Raw genomic sequence first — 17,075 nt, 5'->3', positions numbered from 1 at the left:
CGGTAACCATCAGGATCATCACGCTCATATGGTAGCTGAATTCAAACGGCGGTTTTGGGCATTGCCATTGGTGCGGGTACCGATGTGGCCATGCAAGCGGCCGACATCGTTTTGACCCGCTCTGATCCCAATGATGTCACGGCGGTGGTTGAGTTGTCCGGTAGAACCCATTCGAAAATGGTTCAGAATTTGTGGCGGGCCACGGGATTTAACGCTGTGGCCATACCCCTGGCCGCCGGTATTTTTTATCCGTTGTATCAGTTCCTGTTGCCACCTGCTGCCGGTGCTGTGGTCATGTCGCTTTCAACGGTAATTGTTGCCATCAATGCCAAACTATTATTTGAGCCATGACCCATCATACGTTACATCCCGAGGAAGGTGAGCCAGCGCAGTCCAAAAAGTTGGCACGCAGTGTGGGAATGCCGAGAGACTCGAATATGACTCAACCCGTATTGTATTGTCCATGGGCAGAGACGGTGAATTGCCCAAAGCGCTCGGGTGGGTTCACCGGAAACGACAAACGCCCTACATTGCACTAATCATTTTAGGGGCTTTGATGGTTATCATGGCTGTAAGCTTGCCGATAGAGGATATTGCGGCAAGTACCAATATTATGTTTCTGTTGGTTTTTGTACTGGTTTGCGCTACGTTGATTCGCATGCGTATGAAAAGGCCAGAGCGCGAGCGGCCTTTCAAGGTGCCCCTTTTCCATGGATTCCGGCTGCGGGTATCATCGCCGGCTTAGTCTTATTCTTGTGGCTGCTGCAAATCAGCCCGATTGCGTGGCCTGTTGTATTTGTTTGGATGGCAGCAGGGGGAATAATCTACGGGCATCAACGAATGCAAAAGAAAGGAAAAGCTTAAGGCAGCCTATTGATTTATATCGAAAACACACGAGGCATCATTTATTAGGAATATATAGTTTGTCACCCATATAAGAACCCCGGTCGAGACAACGATCTTTAAGGGCATTCGAACATGCCGTCATGTTTCTCAAGGGGGGTGGCGAACGCTGTAACGGGGAAAGCTAAAAACAAAGAGGACCACATGGCTAAGAGATACGATGTATTGGTCATCGGAACCGGGACTGCGGGTTTAACCGCGGCAGATGAATTAAACCGCAAAGGCCTGACCGTGGGAATGGTGGAGCACAGCAAGCGCCCGGGTGGTACATGCGCTCTGAGAGGGTGTCAAGCCAAGAAGTGGTTTTATGAAGGTGCAGAGACAGTGGCGAGGTCCCGTGATCTATCCGGGATAGGGAGCACTGCGCCGGCAACTGCTAGCTGGCGCGCTCTACGCGACGCGAAAAACAGATATACAGCAAAGGTGCCAGACAATACAGTCAACGGGTTGAAAGAAGCCAATATCGATTTAATACGGGGGCGTGCCCGGTTTACAGGCCCTGTGACTCTCTCTGTAGACGATCACCCGCTGTCCGCCAAGTACATTGTTTTGGCTACCGGTGCGGTTCCGGTACAATTGCCCATAGATGGTGCGAATTTCATGCTTACCAGCACAGAATTTATGGAACTGGCTCAATTGCCCCCCCGGATCACATTTATCGGCGGCGGTTTTATTTCGTTTGAATTTGCCCATTTCGCCGCACGAATGGGGTCGACGGGGCACCGTTGCACGATACTGGAAAACGGACCGCATCCGTTAAGGCCCTTTGACCGGGAAATGGTTGATCTGCTGACAAAAGCATCCAAACGGGAAGGTATCGATATTGTTTGTGATGTGGATGTTGAAGCCATTAGAAAAGATGGAGACGGTTTCTCGGTTTTAACCAAGGGTGGCCGCCGCTTTGAATCGGATATCGTGGTCAACGGCGCTGGCCGCAGCGCCAATATAAAGGATCTGGATTTGAGCAAAGCCGGGATAGAGAGTAAAAGGGGTGGAATAACCGTTGATCGAAAAATGGCGACCACGAACGCACAGGTTTATGCCGTGGGTGATTGCGCCGCTACTGTCCAGCTGGCCCGGGTGGCGGACGCTGAAGCAAAAGTGGCGGCCGATGCCATTGCCGGTCATATCAGGGGTGAGAAAAGCAAATCGGTCATGGACTATTCGGCAGTGCCGACAGTGCTATTTAGCTACCCGCAATATGGGATGGTGGGGGCTACGGAGGACAGCCTCAAGGATAAGGGCATGGCCTATCGGAAGCGTTTTGAAAAAGGCCTTGACTGGCCCACCTACAAACGGGTGGGGATGACATCGGCGGCCTATAAGGTGCTTGTGGGAGAAGATGGCCGCTTGCTGGGGGCCCATTTGTTGTCAGACAATACCACGGGATTGATTACCATCTTTACCCTTGCCATGGTCAACAACATCGCTATTGATGTACTGTTTCGCCAGAGTATCATGACCCCATATCCATCCAGGGAAAGCGATATCATCTATATGCTTAAGCCGTTTGTTTGACCGACCAAAATCAATAGTATGAAAAGCTAAACCCTCACTTTACCCCAACGTTGCAAAAGCCTGAGGGCTTCAGAGTCAATGCGTCTGAGCGTGAAGTCGTAGTTCTTTACTTCGAACCCTCAGCTATAAAGGCGACGCAGGCGCTGCTCGTAGAGCCTGAAGTTCTCAGGTTTTCCGGGCTTGTCGGGCGTAGCTGAAAGCGAAGCCTGAAGGGTAAACAACATGACAAAATAGGCAAGATCCTTGGAATGCACCGGTAGTTCTATCCAGGAACTTGCTGTGCTCAAAATAAGGAGATAAGATGGTGTCCGATCTAATACTCTATCACAATCCTATTTATAATTGGCTTACTGCTCTAACAATTGCTGGAGCTATTTATCTGGTAATGCGTTTCGGAAAAATGATCGCTAAAAGGCGCTTAGATCATTTGTCAAAGAAATCTACTAAGGATTGGGATGATTTAATCGTGCTGCTCATAGACCGGATTCACAGTCTATTTTTGCTTGCCCTTGGCGTTTATGCTGGGTCGTTAATACTCGAATTGCCATTGAATGTTTCATATTTTTTCAAAAAAGGTATTTTTGTAATACTTCTGTTTCAATCGGCTTTAATTGGTTCACAAGCCATTAATTTCTTGATTGAGCGCTACCGGCATCAAAAAATTGAAAGCAACGCAGCGGCAGTAACGACTTTAAGCTCGGTGAGTTTTGTGCTTAAAACGTTGCTATGGTTTATTTTGCTACTTTTGGCCCTTGATGCTTTCGGGGTGAATGTGACAGCCCTCGTCGCTGGCCTCGGGATTAGCGGCATAGCCGTTGCTTTGGCAGTACAAAATATTCTCGGTGACCTTTTTGCGTCTTTTTCCATCGTTTTTGACAAACCTTTTGTCATCGGTGACTTTATCATTGTAGGCGATTTCTTAGGAACCGTCGAATATGTAGGACTGAAGACCACCAGAGTTCGTAGTTTATCCGGGGAGCAGCTCATCTTCTCAAACGGGGACCTCCTCAGCAGCCGTATACGAAATTTTAAAAGAATGTATGAAAGGCGAGTGGTATTTTCAATTGGCGTGCTTTATCAGACCCAATATGAGCATTTGATAGAGATCCCAAAAATGATCCAAAGCATTATCGAAAGCCAAAGCCCAGTACGTTTCGACAGGGCGCACTTTAAGGAATACGGTGCATATTCATTGAATTTTGAGGTTGTCTACTGGATTCAAAACCCTGATTACAATGTTTATATGGATATTCAACAAATTATTAATCTTTCGATTTTCAAACAATTTAAAGATAAAGGAATAAAATTTGCCTATCCTACGCAAACGGTATTTGTGCAGAATGATCTTTCACAAACTTTCAATTCGCAATCCTTAAATACGGATGCGGATCTGCAAAGTTCATTGAAATAATGCCAACCCTTAATTTGCTGTAAAAAAACAACGGTGCGACCATGCGGTCGAAATTCGGCCTGCGTTCACTGCCGAGGTGATGGCGATCTTCGCATGGGTGCGTTTTTCATCGGGCGACTGCAGCCACAGGCCCTCTTTGTCGATGAGATTTACCCGCTCCTTCAAAACCTCGACCAGGGTTACCGTGAAGCCTTTTTCCTGGAATATTCCGCCGAAAATGGATCTGAGAACACCGGCGCCGACGATGGCAATGTCCATGGGTCACCCCCCCCTCAACGCTTGAATAGGGATGGCCGAGAAAATTAAGAATGCAGTGAAATCGTTATCCAATAAAAAGGGGTCCCGGGATTTTAAATCCCGGGACCCCTTTTTATTGGGGAAATACCATCTTGCCCGCGTCTTTGATGTCGTACCCGTCCAGGGAGCAGGCCAGCTTTTTAAAGGCATCTTCGTGCAGCAGCCCCTGGAATCGCTGGACGCCCTTGTCGAAGAAGCGGTCTTTGGACATCAGCAGGTCAAACCGTTCCCAGCGCAGGGGGATGAAAGCAAGGCCCAGCAGGGAAGCGACCGGCCGTATGCCCGGGCCCGCATCGGCTTTTCCGGCGAGGATTTCGAGGCCGACATCCATATGCCGGTTGACCACATGCTGGTATCCGGCGATTTTTTCACCGTTTATGCCGGCCTTTCTGAGTTCGCTGTCCAGCAGCAGCCTGGTCCCCGTCGCCAGTGAACGGTTGACAACGGTGACACCGGGTTTGGCCAGGTCCTTCACGCTGCTGATCCTTTTAGGGTTTCCTTTTTGCAGAATGATGCCCTGCTCGCGACTGCAGAAGTTAACGACGGCAGGCATGGTGTCCAGTTCCCTGGAGGCAAACGAAAAATTGTAATCGTTGCCGTTTTCCTGGAGCAGGTGGCTCGAAGCGATGTGGCACAGATTTTTACGCAAGGCGCTCAACCCGCCCACGCTTCCCAAATTGCCGAACACGGCCAACTGCTCCGAATCCAGGGAATTGAACAACGAGATGGTTTTATCCAGAAGCAGGTCGTTGCTGCCGGCCAGGATCAGCAGTCCGTGGTAGGGGGGAAGTTTTTGGCTTGGTTCCGGAAAGTTGCTGGTATTGGCTTCAATCCACTGTTCCACCAGGTGTTTGGGAAATAGCCACTTGCCGGTGATCTTGGTCGCGGGCAGGTTCTTTTCGGCCACCAGCGTATACACCATCTTTTCGTTGACATTTAAAAAAGCGGCTACCTCTTTGGTAGACATTAAATTTTCCATATCCGATCCTCCTCGCGCATTGTTATGCCTTCGACTCTATCGCGGGTCGCTGACTGTGATCTACAACCCCTGTCGGAGTTAGTCAATATCTATTCCCGCAAGCGTGGAAGCGGGAATTATTAACCATGGATAACCGATACTCTTATGAACCAGATTTGGTTTGCTTCTGTTTATTCGCCGTGTTAATGATCCCCGCACATGTTAGGATTTCGTCAGGGAAAGGTTAGTGACATGCTATCCCTCACATTTTCACCTAGGTTGAGCATTTCAAATGAAAAAAGGCTTAGATGACACCTGAAACGATTATCCTGATGCTTGGCTTCGCCTTCGGGTTTTACATGGCCTGGAACATCGGTGCCAACGATGTGGCCAATTCCATGGCGTCGGCCGTCGGCGCCAAGGCCATCACCATCCGTCAGGCCATATTCATTGCCGGGATATTGAACATTGCCGGTGCTACTTTTATCGGGTCGCATGTGACCAACACCATTCGCAAGGGGATCATTTCCACCGAGGTAATGTCAGACCCTCATCTGGCCCTGGCCGGCGCCCTGGCAGCCCTTTTAGCGGCAGCGCTGTGGGTCAGTTTTGCCACCTGGCGTTCGCTCCCGGTTTCCACAACGCACTCCATCGTGGGGGCCATGGTCGGGTTCGGTATCGTGGCCGGCGGTTTCGATATGGTCAACTGGGGAAAATTGGGGGCCGTGGTGATGAGTTGGATCATCTCCCCGGTTTTCAGCATGGTCATCGCTTTCGTGATGTTCAAGATCATCATCCGCTTGATCCTTTCCCGCGAGAATCCGTTCGAAAAAGCCGTGCGTCTTTCACCCTATTTTATCAGCATCGCGATTTTCGTGGTGGCGCTTTCGTTTCTGTTCAAGACGCCTCTGGGCAAGAAACTGGCCCTTTCCATGCCCATGGCCCTGGTCATCGCGATTGCTGCAGCCCTTATTTTGGGATTTGCGGGAAGGCTGCTTTTGAAGAGATACGTCCCCAAAGAGACCGGCAGCGGGGCGGAAGAGATTTTTCGCCGGATACAGATCGGGACATCCTGCTATGTGGCACTGGCCCAGGGGGCCAATGACGTCGCCAATGCCATCGGCCCGCTGGCGGTCATCTATTTTCTGGTGAAAACGGGAACCGTGGGGGCCAAGGTGCCGGTGCCCTTGTTTCTGCTTCTGTTTGGCGGCATCGGTATTGCCATGGGGATAGGCATGGCCGGCAACCGGGTAATGACCACCATCGGGACAAAAATTACCACGCTGACCAACACCCGTGGTTTCGCGGTGGATTTTTCGGCCGCCACGACCGTCCTGGTGGCCTCCAAGCTCGGTCTGCCGGTGTCCACCACGCATGCGGCCGTGGGGGGTGTCATGGGGGTCGGCATCGCCAGGGGTCTCGAGGCGATCAATTTCAGAATCATTTTTCAGATCGTGGTTTACTGGGTGTTGACCGTTCCGGCGGCCGCGGTAACGAGTATGCTGATTTTCAAGATTATAAGACTACTGTATCATTAGCATCATAAATCGCTCAATTCAGGTCGATGTCGACCGTATGAAATTTCAGAGGAGTCGGTTATGCGCATACCTTTTATATCCATGTTTGTGACATCCCCGTTCGAAGGCCTCCAGGAGCATGCCGAGATCGTAAAGGATTGCGCAGGGGTTTTCCAGCATGCCGTGGAGTGCCATGTCCTTCAAAAATGCAGCCGGTTCGGTGAATTGCGTGAGGAAATCATCCGGATGGAACGCGAGGCGGATGCGGTGAAACGACGCATTCGAGGACACATTCCACTTGGCACGCTCATGCCGGTGGACAAATTTCAACTGTTTCGCTATCTGAGGGAGCAGGATTCGGTCATGGATGCCGTGGAGGATGCCCTGGATTGGATATCGCTGCGTCCGGAATCGGCGATCCCCGAAGAATTGAAGACGGATTTCAGCACCTTCGTTGATGTTGTCGTGGATCCCATTGACGAGATGAGTGAAATGGTGGCGGAAGCCCGCAAATATTTCAAGAATTACGACGAGAGCCGGCGCGTGGCGGTGAAGGAGATCATAAGGAGGCTCCGGCATCAGGAGCGAGAGGCCGACCGGGTCGAGTACACCATCAAGAGCAAGGTGTTCGGCATGAACGCGGATGCGGTTACCGTGTTTCACGTCGTGAGGCTGGCCGAAACCATCGGGGGCATCGCCGACCACGCCGAAAACGCGGGCGACATGATGCGGGCCATGGTCGCCAAATAGAATTGACGCCAGCGGTGAAATATGCCGTGGGTCATTCTATTTATACTTGACAAACGCCCCTGTTGTTATACAGGGAACAGGCGCGGGATTTTTAAACGAACCTATCCGGTCCTATCGATCCGCAAGATCGATAGGACTTTTTTTACCTCGGCGTTGAGGTCTATTCTGCATGAAAAACTCAAGTATCACTCAGCGGCACGACCGGTTGGGATACCTGTATGTCGCCCTGGCGGCGATTCTTTTCGCCGCATCCGGAACGGTTGCAAAGTTTCTCTTCAACAACGGCCTCTCCGCTTTTCAGATGATTCAACTGCGAACGACCCTGGCATGCGCGGGGCTGTTGGTATGGCTGCCGGCGAAAGACGCAGGGCTTTTGAAGATCGCCGTAAAAGATCTGGGCTACTTCGCAGGCCTCGGCATTCTGGGTATCGGTTCCGCCCAGTTTTTCTATCTGTTCGCCATATCTAAAATCAATGTGGCCGCGGCTATTCTCCTCCACTACACCGGCCCGGTGTTCGTGGCCCTGTACGCGGTGCTGGTCCAGAAGCGTAAACTGGGCTTCGTCAGCCTGCTGGCTGTTTTCGGTACCCTGGTGGGATGCTTTTTCGTTGTCGGTGCCTACAATCTGGAGATCCTGTCCCTGAACCGGGCGGGCATTGTCGGCGGCTTCCTGGCGGCCGTCGCCTTTGCGGTGTATTCGATTTTCAGCGAATACGGCATGCGCACCTACAAGCCCTGGACGGTCCTTTTATACGGCATGCTGTTTGCCGCACTGATGTGGAATGTGCTGCACCCTCCTTTCGAAGCCTTTTTCCACAGCTATTCCGCCCTACAGTGGTTGTGCATAGGTTTTGTGGGGATTTTCGGCACCGTCGCGCCGTTCGGGCTCTACTTCGAGGGCATCCGGCGCATCAAACCGACCCACGCCAGCCTGACGGCGACCCTGGAACCCATCGCGGCCGGCGTCATCGCGGCCCTGTTTCTGGGGGAGACCATGGTGCCCCTGCAGATCGTGGGCGGGGCGATAGTGCTGGCCTCCATCGTATTGCTGCAGCTGAAGGCGCCCCGGAATTAGGCCGCAAGGTTGCAACGTTGCGGTAGGGTTCCCCCCTTTTGCATCCGACGTTTTTTCTTACTGTTTAGCGTGTTACGGGGTGACGCCGTCCAGTGTCAGCAAGGGGCCGTAGGCTTCGGGGCGCCTGTCCCGGAACACGCCCCAATAGCTTCTTTGCGCCGCGTATGCGTCCAGGTCCAGTTCGGCCGTGATGACTGTCTCGGTTTCCCGGTCGGCCTCGGCCAGTTTTACGCCTTTGTTGTCGGTGATGAAGGATGAACCGTAGAAGGTGATGGTGGACCCCTGCACGGTTTCGGCGCCGATGCGGTTGGAGGCCACCACCGGCATGATGTTGGCGGCGGAATGCCCCCGCATGCACAGCTGCCAGTGGTCCCGGCTGTCGTAAGAGGGGTCCGGGGGCTCCGACCCGATGGCCGTGGGATAGAAAAGAATCTCGGCCCCCATGAGGGCCAGGCTTCTGGCCGTTTCCGGGAACCACTGATCCCAGCAGATGCCGATGCCGATGCGCGCGTAGCGGGTATGCCACACCTTGAAACCGGTGTCGCCGGGGCTGAAGTAGTACTTCTCTTCGTATCCTGGACCGTCGGGGATGTGGGTTTTGCGGTAGATGCCGAGGACGGTGCCGTCGGCATCGATCACGGCAACGCTGTTAAAACGGGCCTGGTTCTTTTTTTCGAAGAAGCTGATGGGAAGAACCACTTCCAGCTCCCGGGCCAGTTTCGAGAAGTGGTTGACCGCCTTGCTGTGTTCCGTTTCGGAAGCAAGGCCGAAGAACTCGGGATTTTCCACCTGGCAGAAGTAGAGCGATTCAAAAAGCTCCTGCATCAGAATGATCTGGGCGCCCTCGGCGGCCGCCCGCCTCACCAGTCTTTCGGCGGTCTGTATATTCTCTTCCTCTTTCAGGCTGCAGGCCATCTGGGTTGCGGCGACTTTGACGTTGCGCATATGACTTTTCCTCCGTAGGTGTTGGAAACTGGAAAACGAAATTCAGGCCAATATCCATGCACACAAGATCGGCCCTTGGCATCTGTTTGTTATTCAAATCCGTACTAAATTCAGACCGCATTTGTCTATTACCAGGTTCCCATCCATGAAAAGGGCATCGACGCGCTTTCCGATCACGGCAGGATCTTCAAAGGGGTTGCCCTCGACAACCGCCAGATCCGCTTTTTTTCCTGCCTGGATAGAGCCGAAGCGATCATCGAGGCCCATGGACCGGGCACTGTTGATCGTCGCTGTCCTCAGGGCGGCAGCGCCGTCAAAGGTTTTCCTTTCCCCGGGCGTGTTCAGGCACAGGCCGAGACAGGACAACTCGTGGGAGACCATTGCGGGGGTGCAGGCCTGAATGCCGCCGTCATTACCGCAGGCAACGGATGCACCTTTTTCGTACAATCGTTTGGTGTTCAGGCAGCCGTAATGCATCATGCGGCTGAAGTGGGCCAGCAGTTTGGACAGATCGATCAAGCCGAGCATCCGGTACTTGCCGGCATTGGCTTTTTGGAAACCCTCGACGACGAACGGCCTGAGTTCCGGTATCCAGAACTGCTGGGCAAGATCCGCGAAGGTGCCGTTCCTGAATTCGTACATGGCTTCCATGCGGGGAATTTCCGCAAAGGGGTCGTTTTTCAGCTTCCAGCTCATGTCGTATCCCACCGAAAGCGTCGGATCGATGACGGCGCCTGCGCCCAGGCAGGCTTTTATATCATCACGGGTGAGGTCCCCGTCCCTGGCCATGTGTGCAAGAGAGGAAAAACCGGCCTTGACCGCCCTGCGGAAGGTGTCCACGGATACGGAGTGGATCGTGGACTGCACGCCCCGCCGCCGCGCCTGGTCGGCAATGGCGTCGAGCTGGTGCACGGCCATGGTCATCGGGTTGGCATTCAGCAGGCTTTCCTCCATGGATTCCCCGACCTTGATCAGTTCGGCGCCGCGTTCGTCGATGGCCCGGTCAACCGCATCCCTTACCGTCCGGTCGTCTGCGTCCGGAGCAAAGGCGATCGCGCCGGAATGCGGGGCCTCGTATTTTATTTTCCCGAGGCCCAAGAGGCCCAATAAGACTTTTTTCATGCCCTTCAGCTCGGGGGTCAGGTAGCCGCCGAGGGGGCCGACGAGAACGGCTTGCTGTATTCTGGGACCCGGGATGTCCCCTGCTGCGATGCGTTCTTTCAGACGGCGGTTCATTCGCAGGTCGTCGGCAAAGGCGTCTCGTATGTTGGTGACGCCTCTTTCCAGGCAGGCGGCCATGTTTTTTTCAACCTGCAGCGCGTGGTAACGGCGCCTGGCTTTCAGGGTTTTCAGATCCGCAAATACCGTGGGGATGACCATCTGGACATGGCAGTGGACGTTGAAAAGGCCGGGAAGCACGGTTTTGCCCTGGAGGTCGAAGGTAACGTCCGGTTTGGCGATGCCGGTCTCACCTGCCACGCGGGCATCGGCCCGGCCTTCATCCCCGGGGGCTGTCACGGCGGCGATGGTTCCGCCCTGGATCATCACGCAGGTTCCCGGGGTGAAAAAGCACCCGTTTTCAACATCCACGAACCTGCCGTTGGTTAACGCCACCAGCGTATCGTGTCCAATCTTGTGGTTGCCGCTGCCTGTCCTGTCGGTTGTATTTTCCATGCGAAGTATCCTTCAAATATCAAATGACCTAATGCTATAAATTGAAAGTGAACGACCGATAGCTTACATCCATGCTTGATATAAAATATAATAGGATTTTACATTTTTTTCAAAAGCTTTATCGGGTTGATTTCCGCTGGTACAATCAGTCTTGCCGGGCGCTTTCGGAGCATCACGGCCGGTCATCGCTTGCATTGATGGGGATTTCCGTGGTACCTGGCACCTAATCTTAACTTAGGCGGGAGTAACCGACCGGGAAAAGGCAGGGAAACCTCAATGTCCCGAAGCAGGAAGAAGACCGTACTGGTCGTCGAGGACGATCCCAAGACAGCCGACCTGATCGCCCTGTATCTGACAAACGACGGTTTCAGGGCGGTAAAGGCGCACGATGGCGAAGCCGGCCTGTCGCTGGCCGAAAGGCACGATCCGGCCCTGGTTATCCTGGATTTAATGCTTCCCAAAATCGATGGCTGGGAGGTATGCCGGCAGCTGAGAAATAGATCCGACGTTCCGGTCATCATGCTCACCGCAAGAGGGGAGGAGATCGACAAGGTGTCCGGTCTCACCCTGGGCGCCGACGATTATGTTGTAAAACCCTTCAGCCCCAGGGAGCTTGTCGCCCGCGTCAGAGCCGTTCTCAGGCGGACGACCAAGCCCCCGGGACGGACACCCAAGCGCCTGATCCATGGAAAGATCGTTTTAGATCTGGACAGGCGCCGGCTCGTGGTGGCGGACAAAACCGTTGCCCTTACCCGGCACGAGTACGTTCTCCTGGAAACTCTTTTGTCCTTTCCCGGCAAGGTTTTTTCGAGAGACGAGCTGTTGGACCGCCTTTATCCCGGTAAAGAAGCCATTGTCATCGAGCGGGTCGTGGATGTTCACATCGGCAAACTGAGGCAGAAAATAGAAAACGATTCTTCCGCTCCCAGGTATATTTTGACCGTGCGCGGGATCGGATACCGGTTTGCAGATGAAGAGATCGACAGCAACGGGGCGCTGGATTGAAACGATATCTGATATTCAAGCTGCTGGCCATCAACCTGCTGGTCATCGCCTTCGTCATGGTGGTCATATGGCTTTCCATCGACACCCTGGCCGCCGGTTATTTCGTGACGTTGATGGAAAAATATCACATTTCTCCCGAACCATCCCACGAGATGTTTGTCGGCTCGATCCATCGCTATCTGATTTGGACGAGCCTTTCAGCCGCCATTCTGGCCGTTCTGCTCAGTTTTGTCATGACCCGCAGGGCGCTGTCCCCCTTGACCCGCATGACAATCATCACCAGGGAAATCGCGGCCGGCAATTTCGACGTCCGGGTACCGGCCACCACCAAAGACGAGGTGGGGCAGCTCGCCCGGGCATTTAACCGCATGGCCGAAAGCCTGGACAAGCTTGAAAAGTTGCGGCGGTCCCTGATGATCGATGTGGCCCATGAACTTCGCACGCCACTGACCAATATGCGGGGATATTTGGAAGCCTTGAGTGACGGCGTGTTGCCTGTTTCGCGGCAAAATGTGTCCCTTTTGCAGGACGAAACCTTGCGCTTGGCCCAGCTTGTTGAAGACGTTCTCCAGTTGGCCCGGGCCGATGCCGTCAAGGGCCGACTTGCCCTGGCGCCGACCGATCTCACGCAGCTGATCAGGGCTGTTTCGGAAACCGTGTTTTCGCGGTTGGCCGCGGAAAAAAAACTGACCGTTACCATGGATCTTGGTGAATTCCCCGTGGTCATTCCCATCGACGGGAAACAGGTGAACCGGGTCATCAGAAATATCGCCGACAATGCGGCCCGGTATACGCCCGAAAACGGAGCGGTGGTCATCCGCGCGGCGCTTGAAGATGACAGCGTGAAGATTTCCTTCACCAATACCTCCCGGGATGTAAAACCGGAGGACCTTCCCTTTTTGTTTGAGCGCTTTTACCGCGGGGAAAAATCCAGATCCAGGGAACATGGGGGCGCCGGTATCGGCCTTTCCATTGTAAAAGAGCTGGTCGAGGCACACGGCGGCACTGTAGGCGCATCGCTTGCCGATGAAACGATCACCATTTGGTTCAAGCTATCCACCGTCCCTTCCATGATCGAATCCCTTTAGAGTGGTTACCAGAAAAACGGTCCGGACGGCCTCTATTTCGAGTTTCAATCGGAACATATATTATGACAACCGATGTAATTTTAAGGCGGACCCATCCGTTACCCCCATATCTTTACCGAATCTTTACACTTCCTTTAAGCGCCCTTTAAAAGCGTGTCTTATATTTCATTTGAACGGGCAAGAAAAAAACGCTCAATATATGCAGCAAAGGAGGTGTCCTATGAAGAATATACTGTTTGCCATGGCCGTGGTGATGGTCGTTCTGTTTGCTGGGTATCCGGCCCGCAGCATGGATGAATCCACGGGAGAAGGGGCGATGGACATGCCGGCCGGGACCCGGACAGCCGTTTTTGCCGGCGGGTGTTTCTGGTGCACGGAGTCGGATTTTGAAAAGGTGGAGGGGGTGATCGAGGCGGTTTCGGGTTTTACCGGCGGCACGGTGGCCCATCCATCCTATGAAGAGGTGTCAAGGGGCGGAACCGGGCACGTCGAAGCGGTGAAGGTCTTCTACGACCCGGACAAAATCACCTATGAAGGCCTTTTGGATGTGTTCTGGCGGCACGTGGACCCCACGGATCCCGGCGGTCAGTTTGTCGACAGAGGATCCCAGTACCGCAGCGCCATTTTTTACCAAAACGGGGAAGAACGCCGTCTGGCCGAAAAGACAAAGAAGGAACTGGATGCTTCGGGGCAGTTTGAAAAACCCATTGTCACGGAAATTCTGCCATTGGGTGCATTTTATGAGGCGGAAGCATATCACCAGGACTATTACAAGAGAAACCCGATCCGGTATCGATGGTATCGGTCCGGTTCAGGCCGTGACAAGTTTCTAAAAATGGCCTGGCGGGAAGTTAAATACAAGCCGCGCATGGATGCGGGAAAGATGATGGACAAGACGTCGGGTGAAAAAAATGGGAAAATGATGAAAACCTATGCGGTCCCCGACAAAAGCGTATTGAAGGATACGCTGACCCCCATGCAGTACAAGGTGACCCAGGAAGACGGCACGGAACCGCCTTTCGACAACGAATTCTGGAATTTAAAGGCCGAAGGCATTTTCGTGGACGTCGTTTCCGGTGAGCCCCTTTTCAGTTCCAGGGACAAATATCCCTCCGGAACCGGGTGGCCGAGTTTCACCCGCCCCCTTGAGCCCGACAATATTGTCGAAAAAAAGGATATGAGCTTCTTCATGATGCGCACCGAGGTGCGAAGCCGGCATGCCGACAGCCACCTGGGGCATGTTTTCGATGATGGGCCAAAGCCCACAGGCCTGCGCTACTGCATCAATTCGGCGGCCTTGAGATTTATCCCCAAAGCGGACCTGGAAAAAGAGGGATATGGAGAATACGCCGACATATTTAACTGAAGGGCTGCGGCGTTTTATACCGATTGCCATAAGTCTATTCCGCAATAGAGGCCGACCCTGATGTTTTCAAGGCGGCATACCATTAATATTCTGCATGGCTGTCGCAGTGCCCCGCCGGATTGATGATGGTTCCATTTTATTAAAAAATCTCCCAACCTTCGTCATCGATTCGGCGGCCACAAAAAAGGCATTTTTTCGATATGCCGCCTTCAAAGCATCAGGGACGGCCATGCACGCCATTGGGAACGTTTTTCTGACAAACACGATACCTCACCCGCCCCGCCGCCTCCCCTAATTTAAAAATATCGCCACTTGTCACTTGATGACGCAAGCGTTTTTTAGTAGACTAATAAGTTATCGCCAACCGACAAGTTCCAGCGCACCGCCTTAAAAGATAAAGGATACTCCATGGATTTCCGGATACTTAGAAAGAGACCCGATATCGGCGGGCAATTCGATGCCTTTCTGGACAAAGTCAGTGAGGCCGGGTTGCTTTTCAAAACGGCCCTGGACGCATATTTGTCCGGGAATATTGAATCCTTTGAAAAAAAGCTCACGGACATCATCGAAACGGAGCATGCCGGCGACGCCCTGCGCAGAAGCCTGGAGGAGGTGTTGTACATTCAAACCCTCATTCCGGAATCCAGGGGCGATGTTCTCGAGCTTTTGGAAAGCATGGATGCGCTGCTCGACCGCTTTAAAGGCGCCCTGTGGCAGTTCAACATCGAGCGCCCGCATTTTATCGAAGGTATGAACGACGATTTCAAGGAATTGACAAATTGTGTTGTCGAGGCCGTCGAGGCCATCGTGCGTTCTTCACGCTCATTTTTCAAAGACATTTCATCGGTGGCGGACCACATCCACAAGGTCCCCTATTGGGAGACGCAGTCCGATAAGGTGTCGTCGAAATTGCAGCAAACCATATTCGGCAATACGGACCTAAACCTGAGCCATAAGATGCAACTGAGGGATTTGGTCAAGCATGTGGATAAAATAGCGGACAGGGCCGAAGACGTTTCAGACAAGTTGAGGATTTACGTAATCAAGCGGTCGTATTAAGGCGGGCGATGTTTCTATTTTTTCTTTCAAGCGGTCTTTTCCTGGGCTGGTCGCTCGGGGCCAACGATGCTTCCAATGTATTCGGAACGGCGGTTGGCAGTAAAATGATCCGGTTCAGAACGGCCGCCATCTGCTGCAGCCTGTTCATCATTCTCGGTGCCGTCATGAGTGGTTCCGGCGCTTCGCACACACTTGGGAGACTCGGCTCCATCAACGCCATTGCCGGTGCTTTCATCGTTGCATTTGCAGCCGCCATAAGTGTTTATTCGATGACCAAACTCGGTTATCCCGTATCCACTTCCCAAGCCATCGTCGGCGCCATCATCGGGTGGAACTTTTTCAGCGGTTCGTTGACCGACTACCATACATTGCTGAAGATTGTCTTAACCTGGGTAGCCTGCCCGATGCTTTCCGCAGTCATCGCACTGGCTTTACACAAAACGATCGTTTTTTTCATCAGGCGGATAAAAATCGACATGTTCAGGCTCGATGCCGTGACACGCTACGGCCTGCTCGTAATCGGCGCTTTCGGCTCGTACAGCCTGGGGGCGAACAATATTGCCAATGTGATGGGTGTTTTTGTGCCCGTTTCCCCCTTTGCCGACATCTCTATTTTTGGATTGTTCCGATTGAGCTCGACACAGCAACTGTTCTTCATCGGCGGGATTGCGATCGGCATCGGCGTGCTGACCTATTCGCGAAAAGTGATGGAAACCGTCGGTGAAGGCATTATGGACCTTTCTCCAATTGCCGCCCTTGTCGTGGTGGCCGCCCACTCGCTGGTGTTGTTCCTGTTTGCATCGCAGGGGCTGGAAACTTTTTTAAAGCAGCACGGGTTGCCCACCATCCCTCTGGTTCCCGTTTCGAGCTCCCAGGCGATCGTGGGAGCCGTTATCGGGATCGGGCTGCTCAAGCGCGGGCGCGGTATCCGCTGGAGGGTTCTGGGCGGAATCGGCAGCAGCTGGGTCGTAACGCCGGTAATCGCCGCGCTGGTAAGCTTTGTTGCGCTTTTTTTTCTGCAAAATGTTTTCGAACAGAAAACCTATCGCCCGGTATCCTACCTGCTCACGGCGGAGGCAATGGCTCGAATCCAGCAAAAAGGCATTGTTCTTGATGAACTGGAGGGCCTGGCCGGAAAGGAGTTTCCGGATGCGGTTCATTTCATGCGGGCACTGGAAGCTAATGGGCATTTAACGCCGGAAGACGAAGCCTTCATCTTGGAGTCGGCGGAAATAGACCCCATGGAAATTACCACGGGCAATTTGGATACGATCGATTTCAATCCGAACTGGATCACCGCAAGGGAAAAGGATGACCTGAAGAAACTTGAAGGAAGATATTTCAAGCATAAATGGCAGTTGCGTGAAGCCCTCGCCCACCTATCGCCCCGTTGGAAACCCATCGAGGGCGACAAGAGGCACAACGACATTTTGCTCAATAAATTGACGCATATATATGATAAATTACGCCTCGGCGATTGACAAATTCCGATCATATTCGAAGCCATAT

15 protein-coding genes and 1 pseudogene are annotated in these 17,075 nt (G+C 53.0%); 12 read left to right on the top strand and 4 right to left on the bottom strand.

Annotated elements, in window-relative coordinates; genetic code table 11:
* Positions 1-48: 48 nt before the first annotated feature.
* The 4 genes and pseudogenes from LJE94_18150 (at position 49) to LJE94_18135 (ending at position 3,832) form a co-directional block, all read left to right on the top strand.
* A pseudogene (locus tag LJE94_18150) lies at positions 49-351 on the top strand (heavy metal translocating P-type ATPase).
* A 100-nt stretch (positions 352-451) separates the two neighbouring features.
* Entirely contained in the window at positions 452-745 is a 294-nt protein-coding gene (locus tag LJE94_18145; protein ID MCG6912025.1) for an amino acid permease, read from the top strand.
* Positions 746-1,047: 302 nt separating this feature from the next.
* A complete protein-coding gene (locus tag LJE94_18140) occupies positions 1,048-2,421 on the top strand; it encodes an NAD(P)/FAD-dependent oxidoreductase (GenBank protein MCG6912024.1) in 1,374 nt (457 codons plus the stop codon).
* Between the two features lie 301 nt (positions 2,422-2,722).
* Positions 2,723-3,832 (top strand): mechanosensitive ion channel family protein, encoded by a 1,110-nt coding sequence (locus LJE94_18135; GenBank protein MCG6912023.1) that lies wholly within the window; start codon positions 2,723-2,725, stop codon positions 3,830-3,832.
* A 9-nt stretch (positions 3,833-3,841) separates the two neighbouring features.
* On the opposite strand, the gene LJE94_18130 is transcribed toward LJE94_18135, so the two are convergent.
* The gene (locus tag LJE94_18130; protein MCG6912022.1) at positions 3,842-4,090 is read right to left on the bottom strand and encodes a hypothetical protein; all 249 of its coding nucleotides are present in this window, start codon (positions 4,088-4,090) and stop codon (positions 3,842-3,844) included.
* A gap of 112 nt (positions 4,091-4,202) precedes the next feature.
* Positions 4,203-5,108, bottom strand: coding sequence for a helix-turn-helix transcriptional regulator (locus tag LJE94_18125; protein ID MCG6912021.1), 906 nt, complete (start codon positions 5,106-5,108; stop codon positions 4,203-4,205).
* Between the two features lie 287 nt (positions 5,109-5,395).
* Here LJE94_18125 and LJE94_18120 point away from each other — a divergent pair, with 287 nt between their 5' ends.
* The 3 genes from LJE94_18120 (at position 5,396) to LJE94_18110 (ending at position 8,429) form a co-directional block, all read left to right on the top strand.
* On the top strand, positions 5,396-6,625 hold the full coding sequence (locus LJE94_18120) for an inorganic phosphate transporter (GenBank protein ID MCG6912020.1): 1,230 nt from the start codon (positions 5,396-5,398) through the stop codon (positions 6,623-6,625).
* A gap of 60 nt (positions 6,626-6,685) precedes the next feature.
* Entirely contained in the window at positions 6,686-7,354 is a 669-nt protein-coding gene (locus tag LJE94_18115; protein MCG6912019.1) for a TIGR00153 family protein, read from the top strand.
* Positions 7,355-7,523: 169 nt separating this feature from the next.
* A complete protein-coding gene (locus tag LJE94_18110; protein MCG6912018.1) occupies positions 7,524-8,429 on the top strand; it encodes a DMT family transporter in 906 nt (301 codons plus the stop codon).
* A gap of 72 nt (positions 8,430-8,501) precedes the next feature.
* Here the strand turns inward: LJE94_18110 and aguB are convergent, their stop codons facing one another.
* Both aguB and LJE94_18100 read right to left on the bottom strand, forming a co-directional pair.
* A complete protein-coding gene (aguB, locus tag LJE94_18105) occupies positions 8,502-9,374 on the bottom strand; it encodes an N-carbamoylputrescine amidase (protein ID MCG6912017.1) in 873 nt (290 codons plus the stop codon).
* 93 nt (positions 9,375-9,467) lie between these two features.
* Positions 9,468-11,048: an amidohydrolase family protein gene (locus tag LJE94_18100; protein MCG6912016.1), complete on the bottom strand. Its 1,581-nt coding sequence runs from the start codon at positions 11,046-11,048 to the stop codon at positions 9,468-9,470.
* A gap of 276 nt (positions 11,049-11,324) precedes the next feature.
* On the opposite strand from LJE94_18100, the gene LJE94_18095 reads away from it, so the two are divergent.
* From LJE94_18095 to LJE94_18075, 5 genes are all read left to right on the top strand, one after another.
* Positions 11,325-12,053, top strand: a complete 729-nt coding sequence (locus LJE94_18095) for a response regulator transcription factor (protein MCG6912015.1) — start codon at positions 11,325-11,327, stop codon at positions 12,051-12,053.
* Positions 12,050-13,141 carry a HAMP domain-containing protein gene (locus tag LJE94_18090; protein MCG6912014.1) on the top strand — a complete coding sequence of 364 codons (1,092 nt, stop codon included), beginning with the start codon at positions 12,050-12,052 and terminating at the stop codon, positions 13,139-13,141. Before LJE94_18095 ends, LJE94_18090 begins: the two co-directional genes overlap by 4 nt.
* A 289-nt stretch (positions 13,142-13,430) precedes the next feature.
* On the top strand, positions 13,431-14,507 hold the full coding sequence (gene msrB, locus LJE94_18085) for a peptide-methionine (R)-S-oxide reductase MsrB (protein ID MCG6912013.1): 1,077 nt from the start codon (positions 13,431-13,433) through the stop codon (positions 14,505-14,507).
* 408 nt (positions 14,508-14,915) lie between these two features.
* Entirely contained in the window at positions 14,916-15,566 is a 651-nt protein-coding gene (locus LJE94_18080; GenBank protein MCG6912012.1) for a DUF47 family protein, read from the top strand.
* An 8-nt stretch (positions 15,567-15,574) separates the two neighbouring features.
* A complete protein-coding gene (locus LJE94_18075; GenBank protein MCG6912011.1) occupies positions 15,575-17,047 on the top strand; it encodes an inorganic phosphate transporter family protein in 1,473 nt (490 codons plus the stop codon).
* Positions 17,048-17,075 lie beyond the last annotated feature (28 nt).

Source organism: Deltaproteobacteria bacterium (genome assembly GCA_022340465.1).
Lineage (GTDB): Bacteria > Desulfobacterota > Desulfobacteria > Desulfobacterales > B30-G6 > JAJDNW01.
Note: the sequence above shows the minus strand (reverse complement) of the source record. Positions and strands in the feature narration are given on the sequence as shown.

Coding starts and splice junctions, on each gene's coding strand:
- LJE94_18140 (MCG6912024.1), top strand. CDS start 1,048: ATGGCTAAGAGATACGATGTATTGGTCATCGGAACCGGGACTGCGGGT.
- LJE94_18135 (MCG6912023.1), top strand. CDS start 2,723: ATGGTGTCCGATCTAATACTCTATCACAATCCTATTTATAATTGGCTT.
- LJE94_18130 (MCG6912022.1), bottom strand. CDS start 4,090: ATGGACATTGCCATCGTCGGCGCCGGTGTTCTCAGATCCATTTTCGGC.
- LJE94_18125 (MCG6912021.1), bottom strand. CDS start 5,108: ATGGAAAATTTAATGTCTACCAAAGAGGTAGCCGCTTTTTTAAATGTC.
- LJE94_18120 (MCG6912020.1), top strand. CDS start 5,396: ATGACACCTGAAACGATTATCCTGATGCTTGGCTTCGCCTTCGGGTTT.
- LJE94_18115 (MCG6912019.1), top strand. CDS start 6,686: ATGCGCATACCTTTTATATCCATGTTTGTGACATCCCCGTTCGAAGGC.
- LJE94_18110 (MCG6912018.1), top strand. CDS start 7,524: ATGAAAAACTCAAGTATCACTCAGCGGCACGACCGGTTGGGATACCTG.
- aguB (MCG6912017.1), bottom strand. CDS start 9,374: ATGCGCAACGTCAAAGTCGCCGCAACCCAGATGGCCTGCAGCCTGAAA.
- LJE94_18100 (MCG6912016.1), bottom strand. CDS start 11,048: ATGGAAAATACAACCGACAGGACAGGCAGCGGCAACCACAAGATTGGA.
- LJE94_18095 (MCG6912015.1), top strand. CDS start 11,325: ATGTCCCGAAGCAGGAAGAAGACCGTACTGGTCGTCGAGGACGATCCC.
- msrB (MCG6912013.1), top strand. CDS start 13,431: ATGGATGAATCCACGGGAGAAGGGGCGATGGACATGCCGGCCGGGACC.
- LJE94_18080 (MCG6912012.1), top strand. CDS start 14,916: ATGGATTTCCGGATACTTAGAAAGAGACCCGATATCGGCGGGCAATTC.
- LJE94_18075 (MCG6912011.1), top strand. CDS start 15,575: ATGTTTCTATTTTTTCTTTCAAGCGGTCTTTTCCTGGGCTGGTCGCTC.